At 76.4% G+C, this 16,309-nt stretch carries 14 protein-coding genes; 7 read left to right on the plus strand and 7 right to left on the minus strand.

The annotated features are described in order from the left end of the window. Nucleotide 1: 1 nt before the first annotated feature. Nucleotides 2-1,912: a BTAD domain-containing putative transcriptional regulator gene (locus tag ACWDCZ_RS10365; RefSeq protein ID WP_449815722.1), complete on the minus strand. Its 1,911-nt coding sequence runs from the start codon at nucleotides 1,910-1,912 to the stop codon at nucleotides 2-4. Nucleotides 1,913-2,509: 597 nt separating this feature from the next. On the opposite strand from ACWDCZ_RS10365, the gene ctaD reads away from it, so the two are divergent. The 4 genes from ctaD (at nucleotide 2,510) to ACWDCZ_RS10385 (ending at nucleotide 6,463) form a co-directional block, all read left to right on the plus strand. Then, nucleotides 2,510-4,315, plus strand: coding sequence for an aa3-type cytochrome oxidase subunit I (gene ctaD / locus ACWDCZ_RS10370; protein WP_079272337.1), 1,806 nt, complete (start codon nucleotides 2,510-2,512; stop codon nucleotides 4,313-4,315). A gap of 121 nt (nucleotides 4,316-4,436) precedes the next feature. Then, on the plus strand, nucleotides 4,437-4,970 hold the full coding sequence (locus ACWDCZ_RS10375) for a hypothetical protein (RefSeq protein ID WP_449815723.1): 534 nt from the start codon (nucleotides 4,437-4,439) through the stop codon (nucleotides 4,968-4,970). Nucleotides 4,971-5,128: 158 nt separating this feature from the next. Beyond that, nucleotides 5,129-5,848: a response regulator gene (locus ACWDCZ_RS10380; protein ID WP_074003716.1), complete on the plus strand. Its 720-nt coding sequence runs from the start codon at nucleotides 5,129-5,131 to the stop codon at nucleotides 5,846-5,848. A 150-nt stretch (nucleotides 5,849-5,998) separates the two neighbouring features. Next, nucleotides 5,999-6,463, plus strand: coding sequence for a pyridoxamine 5'-phosphate oxidase family protein (locus tag ACWDCZ_RS10385; RefSeq protein WP_388045731.1), 465 nt, complete (start codon nucleotides 5,999-6,001; stop codon nucleotides 6,461-6,463). A gap of 6 nt (nucleotides 6,464-6,469) precedes the next feature. Here the strand turns inward: ACWDCZ_RS10385 and ACWDCZ_RS10390 are convergent, their stop codons facing one another. After that, nucleotides 6,470-7,051, minus strand: coding sequence for a TetR/AcrR family transcriptional regulator (locus ACWDCZ_RS10390; RefSeq protein WP_449815724.1), 582 nt, complete (start codon nucleotides 7,049-7,051; stop codon nucleotides 6,470-6,472). Beyond that, nucleotides 7,048-8,193 (minus strand): saccharopine dehydrogenase family protein, encoded by a 1,146-nt coding sequence (locus ACWDCZ_RS10395; protein WP_380778265.1) that lies wholly within the window; start codon nucleotides 8,191-8,193, stop codon nucleotides 7,048-7,050. The genes ACWDCZ_RS10390 and ACWDCZ_RS10395 overlap by 4 nt, the downstream gene beginning before the upstream one ends. A gap of 38 nt (nucleotides 8,194-8,231) precedes the next feature. On the opposite strand from ACWDCZ_RS10395, the gene ACWDCZ_RS10400 reads away from it, so the two are divergent. Then, nucleotides 8,232-9,071, plus strand: coding sequence for an alpha/beta fold hydrolase (locus ACWDCZ_RS10400; RefSeq protein WP_449815725.1), 840 nt, complete (start codon nucleotides 8,232-8,234; stop codon nucleotides 9,069-9,071). Nucleotides 9,072-9,120: 49 nt separating this feature from the next. Here the strand turns inward: ACWDCZ_RS10400 and ACWDCZ_RS10405 are convergent, their stop codons facing one another. Then, the gene (locus ACWDCZ_RS10405) at nucleotides 9,121-10,818 is read right to left on the minus strand and encodes a sensor histidine kinase (RefSeq protein WP_074003842.1); all 1,698 of its coding nucleotides are present in this window, start codon (nucleotides 10,816-10,818) and stop codon (nucleotides 9,121-9,123) included. Between the two features lie 389 nt (nucleotides 10,819-11,207). Here ACWDCZ_RS10405 and ACWDCZ_RS10410 point away from each other — a divergent pair, with 389 nt between their 5' ends. Continuing rightward, entirely contained in the window at nucleotides 11,208-12,068 is an 861-nt protein-coding gene (locus ACWDCZ_RS10410; RefSeq protein WP_074003712.1) for a universal stress protein, read from the plus strand. 210 nt (nucleotides 12,069-12,278) lie between these two features. After that, nucleotides 12,279-13,289, plus strand: coding sequence for an Acg family FMN-binding oxidoreductase (locus ACWDCZ_RS10415; RefSeq protein WP_449815726.1), 1,011 nt, complete (start codon nucleotides 12,279-12,281; stop codon nucleotides 13,287-13,289). Nucleotides 13,290-13,378: 89 nt separating this feature from the next. Here the strand turns inward: ACWDCZ_RS10415 and ACWDCZ_RS10420 are convergent, their stop codons facing one another. The 3 genes from ACWDCZ_RS10420 to ACWDCZ_RS10430 are packed head-to-tail and all read right to left on the minus strand — an operon-like array spanning nucleotide 13,379 to nucleotide 16,292. Next, on the minus strand, nucleotides 13,379-13,864 hold the full coding sequence (locus ACWDCZ_RS10420) for a copper chaperone PCu(A)C (protein WP_380781124.1): 486 nt from the start codon (nucleotides 13,862-13,864) through the stop codon (nucleotides 13,379-13,381). Next, nucleotides 13,861-16,083, minus strand: coding sequence for a heavy metal translocating P-type ATPase (locus tag ACWDCZ_RS10425; RefSeq protein WP_449815738.1), 2,223 nt, complete (start codon nucleotides 16,081-16,083; stop codon nucleotides 13,861-13,863). The genes ACWDCZ_RS10420 and ACWDCZ_RS10425 overlap by 4 nt, the downstream gene beginning before the upstream one ends. A gap of 47 nt (nucleotides 16,084-16,130) precedes the next feature. Continuing rightward, the gene (locus tag ACWDCZ_RS10430; RefSeq protein ID WP_158077736.1) at nucleotides 16,131-16,292 is read right to left on the minus strand and encodes a hypothetical protein; all 162 of its coding nucleotides are present in this window, start codon (nucleotides 16,290-16,292) and stop codon (nucleotides 16,131-16,133) included. Nucleotides 16,293-16,309 lie beyond the last annotated feature (17 nt).

A 16,309-nucleotide genomic window follows, 5' to 3' on the forward strand; every position in this document is an offset into this window, starting at 1 on the left:
GTCACACGGGTTCCGGGGACCGCGCGGGCGCCGCGACGGCGGTCTGCGGTGCCCCGACGGCGGTCCGCACCGCCCGCTCCCGGGCGTGCAGATGGGTCAGCCGGGGCAGGGCGTACAGCGCGGCGTGGGCGGTGACCTCGCCGGTGGGGGAGGTGACCGCCCCGGTGTCGGTGAGCGCCTCCAGGGTGCGCAGGGCGAGCCGCTCGGGCCGGCCGAGGGCGGCGGCGGCCTCCGGGAGGGTGAAGAGCAGGGCGAGCGGCAGGGCGGCGAGCCGGGCGAGGGCGAGCCGGCCCTGGTCGGTGAGGTCGCGCCAGCCGGAGTCCAGCCGGGCCCGGACGGTGACGTCCCCGGCGACCAGCTCGTCCAGGGCGCCCGCCGGGTCCTCCAGCCGGGCCGCATACTCGGCCAGCGGGAGGTGGCGCAGCACGGCCAGCCGGGTGCCCGCGACCCGTATGGCGAGCGGCAGCAGCCCGCAGGCGGCCGCGATCCGGGCTGCGGCCGCGCGGTCGGCGCCGGTCCGGCCGGTGCCGACGATGCGGCCGAGCAGGTCCAGGGCCTCGGCGGGGGCGAGCGGCGGGACGGCGATGCGGCGCACCGAGGCGAGGCCGGCCAGCTGGCCGCGGGAGGTGACCAGGACGGCGCTCGGGCCGAAGCCCGGCAGCAGCTCGCGGACCACGGCCTCGCCGGGGGCGTCGTCCAGGACCAGCAGCAGCCGGCGGCCGGCGAGCGAGGCGCGCCAGAGCGCGGCGGCCCGGGCGGTGTCGGCCCGGGCGGTGTCGGGCTGGGCCGGGTCGGCGGGGCCGGGGCCGGTCCGGTCGGCCGGGCGGCCGGTGAGGGCGGCGAGTTCGGCGAGCACCTCGGGCAGCGGGCGCGCGGCACCGTCCTCGGTGCGCAGCCGGACCAGTACCCGGCCGTCCGGGAAGCGGTCGGCGAGCAGGTGGCCGGCGTGTACGGCGAGCGCGGTCTTGCCGCTGCCGGCCGGGCCGGTGAGCACCGCGACGCGTCCGCCGCCGGAGCCCAACTCGTCGACGAGCTGGCGTAGTTCGTCGGTTCTTCCGGTGAAGTCGGCGGTGTCGGCGGGCAGCAGGGAGCCGCCCGGGCCGGTGCCGCGGTCCGGGCGGGCTGCGGTGGGCAGGGAGCGGCCGCGGGCCAGCAGTTCGCGGTAGCGGGCGGTCAGCGCGGGGCTCGGCTCCAGGCCCAACTCCCGGGCGAGCAGCTGGCGGTGGGTGTCGTAGACGGCGAGCGCCTCGGCCTGCCGGCCGGAGAGGTGGAGGGCGTTCATCCGGGCGGCCTGGAGGCGCTCGCGCAGCGGGTGGCGCTCGGCGAGTTCGGCCAGGTCCTCGGCGACGGCGCCGGCGTTGCCGAGCTCCAACTCGGTCTCCGCCCAGTCCTCGTGGACACCCAGGCAGCGGGCCTCCAGCCGGTCGGCCTCCGCCGCGACGGCGGGGGAGCGGCGCAGGTCGGCGAGCGGCGGGCCCTGCCAGAGGTCGAGGGCCTGGCGCAGCAGCCGGGCGGCGGGGGCGAGCGCCCCGCCGTCGGCGGCGGCCCGGCCGGCCCGGGCGAGGGCCCGGAACCGGAGCAGGTCCAGCTCGGGCTCGGCGACCCGCAGCAGGTAGCCGGCGGCCGAGTGCGACAGCCGGTCGGGCCCCTCCTCGCGGCCGAGCAGGGTGCGCAGGGTGCAGATGTAGACCTGGAGGTTCTTCCGGGCGGTGCGCGGCGGCTCCTCGGGCCAGACCGCGTCGGTGAGCAGGTCGACCGGGACGGCGGTGTTGGCGCGGCTCAGCAGGACGGCCAGGACCAGCCGCTGCTTCAGCGGGCCGAGGGCCAGCGGGCGGCCGCCGGCCTCGCCGGTGAGCGGGCCGAGGACGGCGAAGCGCAGCCGGGTGGGGGTGGCGGGCTGGGCCAGGGGCATCGGCGTACCTCCGGGGCGTGGGCGGCGGCAGTGCGGCGGTGTAGCAGGTGGTGGGGGCCGTGCGGTGGTGGGCGCAGGCTACTTGACGGCCGATCGGCGCTGAAGGCCACGGAATCGACCGGCTTCGGTCACATCGGCCGCACAACCGGGGTGCCGGAAGCTGGGATCGACGGGGGGTTTCGTACGGCTGTTCGGACGGCGTTCCGGCAGGTCGGGCCGGGTGGCGGGGGCCGGCCGGACCGGGCGGACGGACGGCGCGCGGGGCGCCGCCGGACGGGTGCGCGGGGCGGTGGGGAGGGGCGCGTTCCGGCGGTTCTCGACCGGGGCTCAGCGCCGCGGCGAGCGCGGCCCGAGCGGGCGGCGCGGTCGCGGGAGGCGGCCCGACGGCCGGTCAGGAGGCGGCGTACGCGCGGACGGCAGGCGGTGGCCGAGCGGACAGGAGGTCCCGGTCGCGCGGTCGGGAGGTCCCGGTCGGGGGCCGGGAACTCGGGCCCAGCGGCCCCGGACGGGCGGGCCGAAGGGCCCTGGGGTGCGGAGGCGGCCTGTTCGGATCATGGAGCGCCACCCATTCGCACGACGTTCCGAAGGAGTGCGTCCTTGAGCGCCACCCAGGCACAGGGCGACCCCACCTCACCGCCGACGACCCTCCCCGCAGGGGCGGTCAGGGCCAGGAGGCCCGGTTCGGCCCTGGTCAGACTGCTGACCACCACCGACCACAAGACGATCGGCACCATGTACCTGGTGTCCTCGTTCGCGTTCTTCCTGATCGGCGGCATCCTCGCCCTGGTCATGCGCGCCGAACTCGCCCGGCCCGGAACGCAGATCCTCTCCAACGAGCAGTTCAACCAGGCGTTCACCATGCACGGCTCGGTGATGCTGCTGCTGTTCGCGATGCCGCTGTTCACCGGCTTCGCCAACTGGATCATGCCGCTCCAGCTCGGCGCGCCGGACGTCGCCTTCCCGCGGCTGAACATGCTGTCCTACTGGCTGTTCATGTTCGGCTCGCTGATCGCCGCGGCCGGCTTCGCGACCCCGCAGGGCGCCGCCGACTTCGGCTGGTTCCTCTACGCGCCGCTGTCCGACGCGATCCACTCGCCCGGCGTCGGCGCCGACATGTGGATCATGGGCGTGACGCTGTCCGGCTTCGGCAGCATCTTCGGCGCCGTCAACTTCATCACCACCATCATCTGCATGCGCGCGCCCGGAATGACCATGTTCCGGATGTCCATCTTCTGCTGGAACGTGCTGCTGACCTCGGTGCTGGTGCTGCTGGTCTTCCCGGTGCTGGCCGCCGCGCTGCTGGCGCTGGAGTGCGACCGCAAGTTCGGCTCGCACGTCTTCGACCCGGCCAACGGCGGGGCGATGCTCTGGCAACACCTGTTCTGGTTCTTCGGCCATCCCGAGGTGTACATCCTGGCGCTGCCGTTCTTCGGCATCGTCTCGGAGGTCATCCCGGTCTTCAGCCGCAAGCCGATGTTCGGCTACTCCGGCCTGATCGCGGCCACCATCGCGATCGCCGGCCTGTCGGTGACGGTGTGGGCGCACCACATGTACGTCACCGGACAGGTCCTGCTGCCGTTCTTCTCCTTCATGACCTTCCTGATCGCCGTCCCGACCGGGGTGAAGTTCTTCAACTGGGTCGGCACCATGTGGAGGGGCTCACTGAGTTTCGAGACCCCGATGCTCTGGACGGTCGGCTTCCTGGTCACCTTCCTCTTCGGCGGCCTGACCGGCGTGCTGCTCGCGGCCCCGCCGATCGACTTCCACGTCTCCGACTCGTACTTCGTGGTCGCGCACTTCCACTACACGCTGTTCGGCACCGTGGTCTACGCGATGTTCGCCGGCTTCCACTTCTGGTGGCCGAAGATGACCGGCAAGAAGCTCGACGAGCGGCTCGGCCGGATCACCTTCTGGACCCTGACCGTCGGCTTCCACGCGACCTTCCTGGTCCAGCACTGGCTGGGCGCCCAGGGCATGCCGCGCCGCTACGCCGACTACCTGGCCTCGGACGGCTTCACCACCCTGAACACCGTCTCCACCATCGGCTCGTTCCTGCTCGGCCTGTCGATCCTGCCGTTCCTCTACAACGTCTGGAAGACCGCCAAGTACGGCGAGAAGGTCACCGAGGACGACCCGTGGGGCTGGGGCCGCTCGCTGGAGTGGGCGACCTCCTGCCCCCCGCCGCGGCACAACTTCGTCAAGCTGCCGCGGATCCGCTCCGAATCCCCGGCCTTCGACCTCCACCACCCGGACATCGCGGCCCGGGACGTCCTGGAGCACAGCGGCAAGCCCGCCACGCACCTTGGCGACGTGGAGCCGGCGAAGTACGACCGGCCGCTGAGCCGGGCCGACCGGGCGCGGGTGGCGTCCGCCTCCACCGACTCGCCCTCCTCGGACGGCTGAGTCCGCTCCCCCCGAACGCCGTCCCGGCCCGCGTCGCTGCCCCCGGGCGGGCGGGGACGGCCCCGTCCGCTCCGCTCCTCACCCTCCTCACCAACCCCTTCGTGACCAGGAAGGCCGGGTCGTGAACCACACCGTTCTCGCCATCGGCACCGCCGCCCTCACCGCGAGCGGCTGTGTCTGGTACCTGCCCGCCATCGCCGACCTCCAGGCCGGCGCCGACCGGCCCCGCTCCACCCGTACGGCCGCCGCGGCCTGCGTGCTCTGGTGGGCCGGGCTCGCGCTCGCGGGCGGGCTGCTGCTCGTCCTGTCGGACTGGCGGCCCGCCGCCCAGATCGCGCTCGCCGGACTGGTGGGCGGCGCGGCGCTGCGGCTGCGGGCCCTGGTGGACCGCCGCCGGGAGGTACGGGAGACGGCGGTCCGCTGGGCCGCCCTGGACGCGGGGCCCGCCCCGCGCTCCAACCGGCCGCCGGCGCTGGCCCTGGCGGGCTGGCTGGTGGTCGGTGCGGCCGTCGCCCTGCTCGGAGCGGCGGCCATCCTGCTGTCCGGCGGCGGCGAGGTCGTGCCCCGGGTGGTGCTCGCGGCGGTCAGCGGCGCGGGCGTCGCGCTCGCCTTCCTGCTGATGGGGCTGGGGAACGTCCGGCGGCAGGGGCGCTGAGGGCACCCGGACCGGCCCGGTCGAGGTCGGGGCCCGTACGGGTCCTGCGGCCCGGTCCGAATGGGGCCGTTGGGCCCTGGGCCCGCGGCCGGTCGCGGGGGGATGATGCCCTGGGCCCCGCTGGGAGTGTGCGGGGGTGACGAAGGTGGAGCCGCGTGATGGCGACCAAGACGGAGGGTGCCGAGGCCTCGGCACCGGTCCGGGTGTTCCTGCTGGACGACCACGAGGTGGTGCGCCGCGGGGTGCACGACCTGCTGGACGGCGAGCCGGACCTGGAGGTGGTCGGCGAGGCGGCGACGGCCGAGCAGGCGCTCGTCCGGGTGCCGGCCCTGCGGCCCGACGTGGCCGTGCTGGACGTCCGGCTGGGCGACGGCGACGGCGTCTCGGTCTGCCGTGAGCTGCGCTCGCGGATGCCCGGGCTGGCCTGCCTGATGCTGACCTCCTTCGACGACGAGGAGGCGCTGCTGGACGCCGTGATGGCGGGCGCCGCCGGGTACGTGCTCAAGCAGATCAGCGGGACCGACCTGGTCGCCGCCGTCCGCACCGTCGCCTCCGGGCGCTCGATGCTCGACCCCGGCGCCGCGACCCGCCTGCTGAACCGCCTGCGCAGCGACGCCGAGCCCGCCCAGCCGGTCACCACCGGACCGGGCCTGACCGTGCGCGAGCAGGAGGTCCTCGAACTCATCGGCGAGGGCCTGACCAACCGGCAGATCGGCGAGCGCCTCTACCTCGCCGAGAAGACCGTCAAGAACCACGTCTCGCGGCTGCTCGCCAAGCTCGGCGTCGAGCGCCGGGTGCAGGCCGCCCTGATCGCCACCGAGCTGCGCCAGGCCTCCGCCGCCCCGCAGCCCTCCGTGCTGCGCTCCGGCCGGTACTGATCCCGGGCCCTGCCCGGCGGGTCCTCCGGGTCCTGCCGGGCAGGGCCGTGGGGCCCGGGGCCGACGGCCCGCCCGGCGGGGCCCTCGCCGGGCCCCGCCGGGACCATCGGCCCTCGCGGCCCGGCCCGGGCCCGGGCGAGCATCGCTCGCATGAACCGCGACCACGTCCCGTCTCCCCGGCCCGTCCCGTCCCCCCGGCCTGTTCCGTCTCCCCGGCCCGTTCCGCACGACCGCCCCGTCCCGGCCGACCGTCCCGACCTTCCGGAACTGCGCGAACTCGACCGGAAGCGGTCGCTGGAGCTGCTGGCCCGGGCCGAGGTCGGCCGGGTGGTCTACACGGTGGACGCCCTCCCGGCCGTCCTGCCGGTGCCGTTCCGGCTGGCCCCCGGCGGCGTGCTGCTCTCGGCCCCGGCCGGCTCCGAACTGGCCCGGGCGGTGGACGGCGCCGTGATCGCCTTCGAGGCCGACGAGGTGGACGGCCGGGACGGCTCCGGCTGGTTCGTCACCGTCCTCGGCCGCGCCCAGGTCCGCCCGGCCACCAGGGCGGCCGATCCGGGCGGCACGGTCCGCATCCGTATCCGCCCGGAACTCGTCATCGGCCGCCGGCTGGCCTGAAAGGGCCTACGGGCCCAGCAACGCCCCGGCGGTGTGCAGGAGTTCGGCGTCCGCCGCCGCGTCCGCGGTGCCGGCCAGGCCGGAGCGGAAGAGCGAGGCGCCCTCGATCAGCATGACGAACACCCGGGCGCGGGACCGCCGTTCCTCCTCCGTCAGGGCCGGGCGGCGTTCGGCGAGGAAGCAGGCGACCAGCTCCTGGTAGCGGTCGTAGAAGGCCCGGACGGCGGCGGCCACCGAGGGGTCGCGGGCGGCCAGCGCCCACAGTTCGGCGAACAGGCGGACCAGGCGCGCGTCCTGCTGCTCGGCGAGCAGTTCGCGGAGCAGGGCGTCCTCGTCGCGGCCCGGGTCGAGCAGCGGCGCGAGCCGTTCCACCGAGCGGGCGAGGACGCGCTCCAGCACGGCGGCCACCAGCTCGGCGTGGGTCGGGAAGTAGTGCTGGAGGTGCCCGAGGCGGACGCCCGCGGCGGCGGCCACCGCCCGCATGGACAGCTCGCCGCTGCCCGTCGTGACCAGCAACTCCTCCGCCGTGTCCAGCAGTTGCTCCCGCTTCTGGGCACCCTTGCCGCTCAGGCCCCGGACGCTGCTCATGCCGCCGCCTCCGTGCCGCGCGCTCCGTCCGCCGCGGTTACCGTGACGGTGACGCCGAGGGCCGCCAGGTCCTCCAGCACCCGCCCGGGGCGCGGGGTCTGCTCCGGGAAGGCCACCCCGGCGGGCGGCGGGGCGCCGTCCGTGCCGAGCGCCCGGCGCAGCGCCAGCAGGGCGCCGACGGCGGTGAGTCTGGCCTGGCCGGCCCGGTCCTCGACGGTGGCGGTGAGGGTGCGTCCGCCGGAGGTGACGTCGGTGCGCAGCAGGGCGGTGCCGCCCTCGCCGGGGGAGTAGAGCAGGGCGCGGCGGGCCGGCTCCCAGCGGTCACCGCGGCCCCAGCGGAAGAAGCCGGCGTGCCGGGCCGCGAGCAGGGCGGTGGTGGAGGAGCGCGAGCTGAAGCCGATCCGGGTGGCGGCGGTGGTGGTGCCCAGGGTGAGCGGGAGGGTGAACTGCTCGGGGGTGTCGATCCCGGCGACCAGCGTCGGGGCGTCGCCGATGCGGACGGTCCGCGGGCGGCTGAGCGGCACGACGGAGCGGCGCCGGCCGTCCTGCACCACCTCGTAGTCGAGCCCCAGGCGGTCCATGAACTCGACTGAGTCGGCGCCGGCCCGGTCCGCGAGGTCCCAGCGGATGGCGGTCTCGATCCGCTCGGCCCCGCCCAGCCGGTCCGCCAGGGCGGCGGCGACCAGGCTGGTCACCCCGCCCATCCAGGCCGAGGAGAGCAGCACCGGGGCGGTCGGGCGCAGCAGGGCGGCGAGCGTGGCGGCCCGCTGGAGCCGGGCGGTCCAGCGGGTGACGTCCACGTACGGGACGCCCGCGCGGACGGCGGCCCGCAGCACCCGGTCGTCCGGGTCGTTGACCACCCCGACCACCGCCCGTACGGCGGCGGTGAACGGCTCGGGGTCGGCGAGGTCCCAGCGGCGGGCGGTGGCGTCGTCCAGTTCGGCGGCGAGGGCGCCGCCGCGCTGCTCGGAGCGGCCGGTGAGCAGCAGCGGCCAGGCGGGGGAGGCGAGCCGGGCGAGTTCGGTGCCGACGGTGCCGTAGCCGCCGACCAGCAGGACGGGGCCGTCGGGGTTGTGACGGAGGCGGTCGGAGGGGAAGGTGGGGTGCACGGGGATGCCGCCGGAAACGGGTTCGGTGCTCATGGAGACAAATATAGGTCACACGACCTAAAATTGTCGTCATGACTGAATCCACTGTTACCGGTTCCACCGATGACCTGTGCTTCTTCGACAGCGGCCACGGCCGCCTCGCCTACCTCGACGCCGGTACGGGCGAGCCGCTGGTGCTGCTGCACGGCGGCCTGCTGGACCACCGGAGCTGGGCGGACCAGCTCCCCGCCCTGCTGCCCGCGTACCGGGTGATCGCGTTGGACACCCGCGGCCACGGCGCCTCCGACAACGCGAGCCGGCCGTTCCGGCCCGCCGACGATCTGGCGGACCTGCTGCGCCACCTCGGCCTCGGCCCGCTGACGGTGATCGGGCTGTCCATGGGCGGGACGATCGCCCTCGACCTGGCGCTCGAACACCCGGAGCTGGTCCGCGCGTTGGTGATCAGCGGCAACGGCACCAGCGAGTCCGAGTTCACCGACCCGTGGCTCGGCGAACTCGCCGCCGACCAGACCGCGGCCCTCGCCGAGGGCGACGGCGAGGGCTGGATCGACTCCTTCACCCGGCTCGCCTCCGGGCCGCACCGCCGCCTGGACGAGGTCGACCCGGAGGTGGTGCGCAGGCTCAAGGAGATGACCCGGAACACCATTTCCAAGCACACCCCCGACGACCCCCAGTACCTGGTGCCGGTCACCGACACCTGGAAGCGGCTGACCGGGATCACCGTCCCGCTGCTGGCGATCAACGGCGGCATCGACTCGGCGGACCACGTCAACCTGGCCGAACGGGTCGTCCGCACCGTCGTCGACGGCCGCGCGGTGACCGTCGAGGGCACCGGGCACTACCCGAACATGGAGCGGCCGGCGGAGTTCAACGCCCACCTGCTCGCCTTCCTGGGCGCCCTGCAGGGCTGACCGCCCCGCGGCTGCCGCGCGGCGAGGGAGGTAGCGGGACGAGCAGGCCTCAGGAGCCGACCGGGGCCTCCCATGCCAGCCGGGTGCCGCCGCCCTCGGCCGGGTCGACGGTGAACGAGCCGCCGACCCGGTCGGCGCGCTCGGCCAGGTTGCGCAGCCCGCTGCGCCGCCCGCCCTCGGGCACGCCGACGCCGTCGTCCGTCACGGTCAGCGCCACCCGCCCGGCCAGCGCGCGCAGCGTCACCTCGACCCGGGACGCCCCGGCGTGCCGGGCGGCGTTGCTGAGCGCCTCGGCGAGGACCGCGACCACGTGCCCGGCCAGCTCCTGCGGCACGTCGGTGTCCAGCAGGCCCTCCATGCTCAGCCGGGGCGCGAAGCCGAGCGGCCCCTGGGCCTCGGTGACCACCCGGGTGGCCCGGGCGCGCAGGCCGCGGTCCGGCTCGCTGTGGGCGCGCAGGCCGAAGATGGTCGAGCGGATGATCTTGATGGTCTCGTCCAGGTCGGCCACCGCCCGGGCCACCCGGTCCGCCGCGGCCTGGCTCTCGATCAGCCGGCCCGCGCTCTGCAGCGTCATCCCGGTCGCGAACAGCCGCTGGATCGCCAGGTCGTGCAGGTCCCGGGCGATCCGGTCACGGTCCTCCAGCAGGTTCAACTGCTCGGCGTCGCGCCGCCGTTCGGCCAGTTCCAGGGCCAGCGCGGCCTGGTCGGCGAAGCCCAGCAGCGGGCCCGTCTCCTCCGGCCCGAAGGCCGGCTGCCCCTGCGCCCGGGCCAGCAGCAGCACGCCCCGCCCGTACCCGGCACCGGTGCCCAGCGGCACCGCCACCGCCGCGCCCAGCCCGTCGAAGCGGCCCGCCGGACCGGCCGGGAAACGGGTGTCGGAGGCCAGCTCGTCACTGGTGGCCGGCGAACCGGAGGCGTACGCGGCGCCGGACAGCGTGCCGTCCACCGGCACCGTCACCCCCAGCCGCGCGGAGGGATCGGCGCCGAGCGCCACCTCCACCGTCAGCTCCTCGGCCCGCTCCTCCGGGCCGGCCAGCGCCACCGAGACGTCCGCCAGCTCGGCGCCGGAGATCTCCCGGGCCCGGCGGGCGATCAGCTCGACCACCTCCAGCCGCGGCGCCCCCGACAGCAGGCTTCGGGTGATCTCGGTGCTCGCCCGCAGCCAGCGCTGGCGCAGCTGCGCCTCCTCGTACAGCCGGGCGTTGTCGATCGCCACCCCGGCCGCGACCGCCAGGGTCGAGATCACCGCCTCGTCGTCCTCGTCGAAGTCCAGCCCGCCGCGCTTGTCGGTCAGGTAGAGGTTGCCGAACACCTCGCCGTGCACCCGCACCGGCACCCCCAGGAAGGTGTGCATCGGCGGGTGGTTCGCCGGGAAGCCGGCCGAGGCCGGGTGGTCGGACAGCACCGGGCAGCGCAGCGGCCGCGGCTCGCGGATCAGCTCGCCCAGGATGCCCCGGCCCGACGGCGGCGGGCCGATCTCGGCGATCTCCTCCTCGCTCAGGCCCACCGTCAGGAACTGCGACAGGGTGTGCCCGTCCGGCCCGATCACCCCGAGCGCCCCGTACCGGGCGTCCACCAGGTCGGCGGCGGCCTCCACGATCCGGTGCAGCGCCTGCGCCAGGTCCAGCTCACGCCCGACCGCCAGCACCGCCTCCAACAGGCTGTGCACCCGGTTCTGCGTGCCGCGCGCCGCGTCGATCCGCCACTGGAGCTCCTCCAGCAGCTCGTCCAGGCGCAGCCGTGGCATCCGCGCGCCGCCACCCGCCGCGCCGCCGTCCGCTCCGCCCACCGCTGTCCTCCTCGTCGTCCTGCCCTGACCAGCCCGTCCACCGTCCGGACGCACCCCGCCCACCGTCCGGACGGCCCCCGCCGCCCGACCCGACTCGGGTGCCGTCCGACCAGCGGGATTGCCGTGTTCACGGTAGTGCCCCGGTGTCGGTGGCCGGGACGGCGGGGTCGGCCGTAGGCTCCGTCGGGCGGGCCTTTCGTCCCGTCGCGGAGGGTCCTGCGGCCTCTGCCGCCGGGCCGTGTACGGGTGCCAGGGTGGGGGAGGAGCGGACGGGGCGTCAGAGCGCACCGCGGCCCGCACCGAACCGCCGAGCGTCGACAGCGTGTCGACAGTGTGGAGGAAGAGACATGACGTCAACCGTGCTGGCCGGGGTCGACGGGTCGCCGCAGAGCACCGCGGCCGTTCACTGGGCCGCCGCCGAGGCGGAGCGCCGGGGCGCCTCGCTGCGCCTGGTGCACGCCTGGCCGTGGCTGACCGACGGGGTGTCCTCCTTCGCGGAGTCGGACGACCTGCCCGAGGCCGTCCGCCGTACCCTGGCCGAGGCCGCCGAGGACGTCCGCGGCCTGCACCCGGACCTGACCGTGGAGACCGACGCCGTCCTGGACGCGCCGGTGGACGGTCTGCTGGCCGCCGCCGCGGAGGCGGAGCTGCTGGTGCTCGGCTCGCGCGGCCGCGGCGGCTTCACCGGGCTGCTGCTGGGCTCGGTCAGCATCTCGGTGGCCGGGCGCAGCACCGTGCCGCTGGTCGTGGTGCGCGAGGCCGGAACGGCGGGCGAGAGCGGCAAGGGCGAGGTGGTGGTCGGCGTGGACGCCCACACTCCGGAGCCGGAGGTGCTCGACTTCGCCTTCCGCGCGGCGGCCCTGCGCGGCGCCCGGGTCCGGGCGGTGCACGGCTGGGACCTGCCGCCGGTGTTCGGCTACGCGGGCGGCGCCGTCCCGGCCGCCGAGCTCGGCCAGCTGGAGGCGCTGGAGGCCGAGCTGCTCTCGCTCGCCCTGGCCGGACCGCGCGAGCGGTACCCGGACGTCGAGGTGGTCGAGGACGTGCAGCTCGGGGCCGCCCGCGCCCTGGTCGAGGCCTCCGCGGGCGCCGCCCTGGTGGTGGTCGGCCGGGGCCGCCGCCCGATCGAGTTCGGCCCCCGGCTCGGCCGGGTCGCGCACGCCGTCCTGCACCACGCCGAGGCTCCCGTCGCGGTCGTCCCGCACGGGTGACGGACGCCCGTCCGGTGGATCCGCCCCCGTCCCGATCCACCGGACGGGCCCTTGCCCGCCAAGGCCCCCCGCCCGGCCGTCGTGAGGACGGGCCCAAGGGCCCTGTCGTCCGCGCGGCCGGGCGCGCACGCTCGGAAGCAGCGGGACCTCCGGGCCCGCCCTGACCCCGCGGTTGATGCCGAAGCCCAGCGGCTGAAGGAGTGGATCGCCATGACGCTCGACCCGGCTCTCACCCAGATGCTCAGCGCGGCCGACCTGCGCCTGCTCGCCGCCGCCGGCGGCGCGGCGCCGTCGCTGCACAACAGCCAGCCCTGGCGCTTCGTGCCGACGCCGGACGGGCGCGGGCTCGCCGTGTACGCCGACACCGATCGCTCCGTACCGCTGGCCGACCCGGCCGGCGCGGCCGTGCACATCGCGGTCGGCGCGGCCGTGTTCAACCTGCGGGTGGCGGCCGGGCGGCTGGACCGGGAACCGCTGGTCCGGTTGCTGCCGGACGTCGCCGAGCCCGGGCTGCTCGCCGTGCTCGACCTCTCCCGCCCGGCCGTCGCGGAGGCGCCCTTCGGCCGCGACCTCTACCCCGCCATCGCCGCCCGGCACTCCAGCCGCGAGCCCTTCACCCAGCGCGACGTGCCCGAGGCGGTGATCGGCGAGCTGATGGCCGCCGCCCGGGAGGAGGGCGTCACCCTGGCCGCGCTGGAGGAGGAGGGCGTACGGCGGGTGCAGGAGCTCACCGCCGACGCCGAGCGCCGCAACGCCGCCGACCCGGCCAGGGCCGCCGAGTCCCGCGCCTGGCTGCGGCCCGACGACGGCACCGCCGAGGACGGCATCCCGCGGTCGGCGCTCGGCCCGCAGGACCACGACGCCCGGGTGCCGATGCGCGAGTTCGGCGGCCGCCCGCCGGAGGCCCCCGAGCAGCCGCCCTCGCAGCGCTTCGAGGCGCTGCCCCAGCTGTGCACCCTCACCACCCACGGGGACGGCCCGCCGGACTGGCTGCGCACCGGGCAGGCGCTGGAGCGGGTCTGGCTGCTGGCCACGCTGCACGGCGTCCGGCTCACCGTCTGGCACCAGGCGATCGAGTGGCCGGACACCCGCTGGGCGCTGCGCGACCCGGCCGCCGGGCCGGGCCACGTCCAGCTGGTCCTGCGGGCCGGGTACGGCCCGCCCGGGGCGGCCACCCCGCGCCGGGCGGTCGAGGAGACGCTCGGGGAGCGGCCTTCCTGAGCCGATGACGTAGGGGCGTGTCCCGCGGATCCTTCCGGTCCGCGGGACACGCCCCTACGTTGTTCAGCGCGCCCGTTCAGCGCGCCCGTTCAGCGCGGCCGTTCGGCCGCCGGCAGGACCTGGGCGGCGAGCCGCAGCGGCGGGCTGTGCCGGAAGGTGAGGGTGAACTCCACCCACTGGCCGGCCCGCAGCGGCGGCGGGTCGGCGATCATCAGGTCCGCGTCCTCCGGGGTCATCCGCAGCTCGCCGCGGCCCGGCACCGGCAGCGCCGGGGCCGGCTCCCAGCGGCCCGCCGCGCCCTGGTGCAGGTGCCGCTTCAGGGTGATCCGGCCGCCGAACTCCCAGCTGGCACCGGTCAGTTCGTCCGGTATGTCGCCCGGGTTGCGGATCGTGAAGAAGGCCGCCGTGGCGGAGGCCGCGCCGGCCGTCGGCAGCAGCACCCAGCCCGGTCCGGCCTCCACCGGGCGGTCACGGCCGGCCCCGCCGAACGCCGTCCACCCGGTGAGCAGGACCAGGGCCAGCGCCGCCGCGCCGACCGGCGGGCCGACCGCCCCGAGACGCTGCCAGGCCTTCACCGTCGTCCTCCCTTGCGCTGTCCCCGTCCCTGCCCCTGTCCCTGGCCCCTGCGCTGTCCCCGCCCCGGTTCCCAGGTGCGCAGCCGCAGGCTGTTGCCCACCACGAGCAGTGAGCTGAGCGACATGGCGACCGCCGCCAGCATCGGGTTGAGCAGTCCGACCGCCGCCAGCGGGATCAGCACCAGGTTGTAGCCGAAGGCCCAGAGCAGGTTGGCCCGGATGGTCGCCAGGGTCTGCCGGGCCAGCCGTACGGCGTCCACCACCGCCTCGATGTCGCCGCGCACCAGGGTCAGCCCGGCCGCGCCGATCGCGGCGTCGCTGCCGGAGGCCAGCGCCACCCCGAGGTCCGCCGAGGCCAGTGCCACCGCGTCGTTGACGCCGTCGCCGACCACCGCGACCGTCCGTCCGGCGGCGCGCAGTTCGGCCACCACCTCGGCCTTGCGCTCGGGGGAGGCCGAGGAGTGCACCCGCTCGATGCCCAGCTCGGCGGCCACCGCCCGGGCGGCGCCGGGGCCGTCCCCGGTCAGCAGTACGGTCTCCAGGCCCAGCCCGCGCAGCCGGTGCAGGGCCCGCCAGCTCCCCGAGCGCACCGTGTCGCCGACCGCCAGGACGGCCGCCGGCCGCTCGTCCAGCTCGACCACGACGGCCGTGCGGCCCGCCTCCCCGGCCTGCGCCACCGCCTCGGCCAGGGCCGGCGGCAGCGCGGCGTCGTCCGGCCGCCCGACCCGGACGGCCCGGCCCTCGACCGTCCCGGACACCCCGAGCCCGGTGGCGGCCGCGAAGCCGGTCACGGCCGGCAGCGGCCCGCAGCGCTCGCGGGCCGCCGCCGCGACGGCCCGGCCGATCGGGTGCTCGGAGCGGTGCTCGACCGCGCCGGCCAACCGCAGGGCCTCGTCCTGCGTGGGACCGTCCGCGGTGGTGACGGCGGCCAGTTCCATCCGGCCGGTGGTCAGCGTCCCGGTCTTGTCCATCACCACCGTGTCCACCCGGCGCAGGCTCTCCAGCACCTCCGGGCCGCGCACCAGCACGCCCAGCTCCGCGCCCCGCCCGGTCGCCGCCAGCAGCGCCGTCGGCGTGGCCAGCCCGAGCGCGCACGGGCAGGCCACCACCAGCACCGCGACCGCCGCCGTCACCGCCGCCTGCGGGGCCGCGCCCGCGCCCAGCCAGAAGCCCAGCACGCTCGCCGCGACCGCCAGCACGCAGGGCACGAACACCCCGGCCACCGCGTCCGCCAGCCGCTGCGCCCGCGCCTTGCCAGCCTGGGCCTCCGCCACCAGTGCGGTGATCCGGGCCAGTTGGGTGTCCGCGCCGACCGCCGTGGCCCGCACCACCAGGGCGCCGCCCACGTTCACCGTCGCGCCCGCCACCCGGTCCCCGGGGCCGACCTCGACCGGCACGCTCTCCCCGGTCAGCAGGCTCAGGTCGAGTGCCGAACCCCCGTCGACCACCACCCCGTCGGTGGCCACCCGTTCGCCCGGCCGCACCACGAACTCCTGCCCGGGAAGCAGCAGTTCGATCGGCACCAGGCGCTCCTCGCCGTCCGCCCCCCGCAGGCACACCTGCTTGGCGCCCAGCTCGGCCAGCGCCCTCAGCGCGGACCCGCTGCGCCGCCGCACCCGGCCCTCCAGCAGCCGCCCGGCCAGCACGAACAGCGGCACGCCGACCGCCGCCTCCAGGTACACGTGCGCGGTGCCGCCGCCGTCGGCGGTCAGCGAGAAGGGCATCCGCATGTCCGGATCGCCCGCCCCGCCGAGGAACAGCGCGTACGCGGACCAGCCGAAGGAGGCCACCACACCCAGGCTGACCAGGGTGTCCATGGTCGCCGCCGCGTGCCGCAGCCCCCGCAGGGCGCGGAGGTGGAACCCGGCCGACCCCCAGGTCACCACGGGGACGGCGAGCGCGAAGCAGACCCACTGCCAGGCGGTGAACTGCGCCGACGGCACCATCGACAGCACCAGCACCGGGACGGCCAGCAGGGCGGTGACCAGCAGCCGCCACCGCTCGTCCGGCTCCTCCGCCGCCACCCCGACCGGCGCCCCGGCGGGCAGCGGCTCGGCGGTGTAGCCCGCCCGCTCGACCGCCGCCACCAGCTCCGCGACCGGCACCCCGGCCGGGTGCAGCACCCGGGCCCGTCCGGTCGCCAGGTTCACCCCGGCCGTCACCCCGTCGATCCGGGCCAGCCGCTTCTCCACCCGGCCCACGCACGCCGCGCAGGTCATCCCGCCGACCGCCAGATCGGTGGCGACCACGGGCTCGGCGACGGCGCTCACCGCATCCCGCCCATGCCGTGCCCGTCCATCCCGGGCGACGCGCCGCCCCCGCTGCCGGGCCGCAACCCGGGCGCGACCGGGCCGACCTGGCGCCCCACCCCGTAGGCCACCACGAACACCACCACCAGCAGCAGGACGAACCCCGCCAGCACACTCAACGGCCGGACTCCCGGCG

It is taken from the genome of Kitasatospora sp. NPDC001225, from assembly GCF_053597855.1.

Coding starts and splice junctions, on each gene's coding strand:
- ACWDCZ_RS10365 (WP_449815722.1), bottom strand. CDS start 1,912: ATGCCCCTGGCCCAGCCCGCCACCCCCACCCGGCTGCGCTTCGCCGTC.
- ACWDCZ_RS10380 (WP_074003716.1), top strand. CDS start 5,129: ATGGCGACCAAGACGGAGGGTGCCGAGGCCTCGGCACCGGTCCGGGTG.
- ACWDCZ_RS10385 (WP_388045731.1), top strand. CDS start 5,999: ATGAACCGCGACCACGTCCCGTCTCCCCGGCCCGTCCCGTCCCCCCGG.
- ACWDCZ_RS10390 (WP_449815724.1), bottom strand. CDS start 7,051: ATGAGCAGCGTCCGGGGCCTGAGCGGCAAGGGTGCCCAGAAGCGGGAG.
- ACWDCZ_RS10395 (WP_380778265.1), bottom strand. CDS start 8,193: ATGAGCACCGAACCCGTTTCCGGCGGCATCCCCGTGCACCCCACCTTC.
- ACWDCZ_RS10400 (WP_449815725.1), top strand. CDS start 8,232: ATGACTGAATCCACTGTTACCGGTTCCACCGATGACCTGTGCTTCTTC.
- ACWDCZ_RS10405 (WP_074003842.1), bottom strand. CDS start 10,818: ATGCCACGGCTGCGCCTGGACGAGCTGCTGGAGGAGCTCCAGTGGCGG.
- ACWDCZ_RS10410 (WP_074003712.1), top strand. CDS start 11,208: ATGACGTCAACCGTGCTGGCCGGGGTCGACGGGTCGCCGCAGAGCACC.
- ACWDCZ_RS10415 (WP_449815726.1), top strand. CDS start 12,279: ATGACGCTCGACCCGGCTCTCACCCAGATGCTCAGCGCGGCCGACCTG.
- ACWDCZ_RS10425 (WP_449815738.1), bottom strand. CDS start 16,083: ATGACCTGCGCGGCGTGCGTGGGCCGGGTGGAGAAGCGGCTGGCCCGG.